Origin of the sequence: Hydrogenophaga sp., assembly GCF_018780075.1 — a bacterium.
GTDB lineage: Bacteria > Pseudomonadota > Gammaproteobacteria > Burkholderiales > Burkholderiaceae_C > Hydrogenophaga.
In genome coordinates, this window is the sequence record NZ_JADMKB010000138.1 from 1 (window position 1) to 2,884 (window position 2,884).

4 protein-coding genes and 1 pseudogene are annotated in these 2,884 nt (G+C 68.7%); all 5 read left to right on the top strand.

Features of this window, described 5'->3' with window-relative positions; genetic code table 11:
- The coding region (locus tag IV088_RS21795; protein WP_291106126.1) for an adenosylhomocysteinase at positions 1–324 on the top strand (324 nt) is incomplete at its 5' end.
- Positions 325–471: 147 nt separating this feature from the next.
- Complete coding sequence (locus IV088_RS21800) at positions 472–1,239, top strand: TlyA family RNA methyltransferase (protein WP_291106128.1); 768 nt, start codon at positions 472–474, stop codon at positions 1,237–1,239.
- 39 nt (positions 1,240–1,278) lie between these two features.
- Positions 1,279–2,109, top strand: a complete 831-nt coding sequence (gene metF / locus IV088_RS21805) for a methylenetetrahydrofolate reductase [NAD(P)H] (protein ID WP_291106130.1) — start codon at positions 1,279–1,281, stop codon at positions 2,107–2,109.
- Between the two features lie 37 nt (positions 2,110–2,146).
- Positions 2,147–2,698 (top strand): septal ring lytic transglycosylase RlpA family protein, encoded by a 552-nt coding sequence (locus tag IV088_RS21810; RefSeq protein WP_291106133.1) that lies wholly within the window; start codon positions 2,147–2,149, stop codon positions 2,696–2,698.
- A 52-nt stretch (positions 2,699–2,750) separates the two neighbouring features.
- Positions 2,751–2,884, top strand: a pseudogene (locus IV088_RS21815) (PLP-dependent transferase); the annotation flags it as partial.

A 2,884-nucleotide genomic window follows, 5' to 3' on the forward strand; every position in this document is an offset into this window, starting at 1 on the left:
CACGTGATCTTCCCGGACGGCAAGCGCATCATCCTGCTGGCCAAGGGCCGTCTGGTGAACCTGGGCTGCGGCACCGGCCACCCCAGCTTCGTGATGTCGTCGAGCTTCGCCAACCAGACCATCGCGCAGATCGAGCTGTTCACACACAGCGATTTCTACGAAGTCGGCAAGGTCTATGTGCTGCCCAAGCACCTGGACGAGAAGGTCGCCCGCCTGCACCTGAAGAAGGTCGGCGCGATGCTGACCGAGCTGAGCGACGAGCAGGCCGCGTACATCGGTGTGCCGAAGCAGGGCCCGTACAAGCCCGACACGTACAGGTATTGAGTACCCCCCGCGCCGCCTGCGGCGTCACCCCCCGGGGGGCGGCGCTGGCGGCCCGGCGGAGCCGGTTCCGCGGCGCCCTGGCGTCACGCGGCCTTCGGACCGCTCGTTTCGCGCCGGCGTTTTGTTCGGCTTGTTCACTGTCCACTCATGCGTGCTGACCAACTTCTCGTTGAACGCGGCCTCGCCGCTTCGCGTTCGCAGGCCCAGCGGCTGATCGCTGCGGGCGTGCGTTGGCGCGTGCCGCCGGGCGACTGGAAAGTCGTCACCAAAAACGGCGAGGAGTTGCGCGAGACGGTGGAGCTGGAGCTGCTGGACACGGCAGAGTCCCGCTTCGTGTCGCGCGGCGGGCTCAAGCTCGACGGCGCGCTCACGCACTGCGGTATCGACGTGACCGGCCGACGCTGTCTCGACGTGGGGCAGAGCAGCGGTGGTTTCACCGACTGCCTGCTGCAACGCGGTGCGGCGCGGGTGGTGGGCGTGGACGTGGGCCAGGGCCAGCTGCACCCGACGCTGAGGGCCGACGCGCGCGTGGTGTGCATGGAGAAATGCAACGCCCGCGAACTGACGGCCGACCAGCTGGTGGAGGCCGCTGGTGAATCGGCGGCCGCACCGTTTGACCTGATCGTGGGTGACCTGTCGTTCATCTCGCAGACGCTGGTGTGGCCGGCCATCGTGCCGCTGTTGAAAGACGGCGGCCACCTGCTGATGCTGGTGAAGCCGCAGTTTGAACTGCAGCCCGAGCACATCGGCAAGGGCGGCCTGGTCAAAGACACGGCGAGTTACGCGAGGGTGCGCGAGCGCATCGAGCGGGCCTGTGCGGACCACGGCCTGGCGCTGCGGGACTATGTTGAAAGTGCCATCACCGGCGGTGACGGCAACCGCGAATTTTTCGTCTGGGCGCAACGGTCGGATTGACCCTGCAACGCGCCCAGCGACGAACACAAAGGAATCACCATGGCGCTGCCATTGAGTTTTGAGTTCTTCCCGCCCAAGACGCCCGAGGGCGCCGAGAAGCTGCGCGCGGTGCGCCAGCAGCTCTACGTGCAGAAGCCCGAGTTCTGCTCGGTGACCTACGGTGCGGGCGGCTCCACCCAGCAGGGCACCTTCGACACGGTGGGCGAAATCCTGGCCGAGGGCGTGAGCGCCGCCTCGCACTTCTCGTGCATCGGCGCCACCAAGGCCAGCGTTCGCGAGCAGCTCGCCACGCTCAAGGCCATGGGCGTGAAGCGCCTGGTGGCGTTGCGCGGCGACCTGCCCAGCGGCTACGGCATCGGCGGTGAGTTCCACCACGCCAGCGACCTGGTGGCCTTCATCCGCGAAGAGACCGGGCGCGACTTCCACATCGAGGTGGCGGCCTACCCGGAGATCCACCCGCAGGCCAAGTCACCCGAGGCCGATCTGCGGGCCTACGCGAGCAAGGTCAAGGCCGGCGCGGACTCGGCCATCACGCAGTATTTCTACAACAGCGACGCCTATTTCCGCTTCGTGGACGACGCGCACCAGCTGGGCGCCGCCGTGCCGGTGGTGCCGGGCATCATGCCCATCGGCAGCTCCACACAGCTGATGCGTTTTTCCGACGCCTGCGGCGCCGAGATCCCGCGCTGGATCCGCCTGCGCCTGCAAGGCTATGGCGACGACATCGCGTCCATCAAGGCCTTCGGCCTGGACGTGGTGACCGACCTGTGCGACCAGTTGCGCAGCGCCGGGGTGCCCGCGCTGCATTTCTACACCATGAACCAGAGCGCGGCCACGCTGGAGATCGTGAAGCGGCTGCAGCTGGGATAAGGTGGCCGGCTGTCCGACAACACCGGAGAGGACCGCCATGTCCATTCACCCCCGATCCCGAACCCGCTGCGGCCGCGCACTGACCGCGCTGCTGTGGGTGGCCTTGCTGGCCGGTTGCGCCGCACCCGTTCCCGCGCCGGTGGGTGCGGTCCGGGGCGCAGACGGGGTGGACGGCAGCCGACCCGCGGTCGCACCCCCCACGGCCCCGTCCGCCTCGGTGCCCCCGGTGGAACCCCCTGCACGCGGGGACGCTGCCGCCGAGCTGGCCTCGCCCGCGGTCGCCCCGTCGGCCCCCGACCAGCTGATCGCCCAAGGGTTGGCGTCCTGGTACGGGCGCCAGTTTCACGGCCGGCGCACCGCCAGCGGTGAGCGCTACGACATGCACGGTTTCACCGCCGCGCACAAGACCCTGCCGTTCGGCACCCGGGTGCGCGTGCGCAGTCTGCAGACGGGCAAGGAGGTGGTGGTGCGCATCAACGACCGCGGCCCTTACCGGCACCGTCGCATCATCGACCTGAGCCAGGCCGCGATCACGGCGCTGGGCGTGCGCCACCGGGGCGTGACCTTGGTGGAGTTGCTGAGAGAATGACGCCGGCTGCGCGGCATCCCTGGCGCGGCCACCCACCCAGGAGACCCGCAAGATGAAAATCGAAACCATCGCCGTGCACGGCGGTTACACACCCGACCCCACCACCAAGGCCGTGGCGGTGCCGATCTACCAGACCGTGGCCTACGCGTTCGACGACACGCAGCACGGCGCCGACCTGTTCGACCT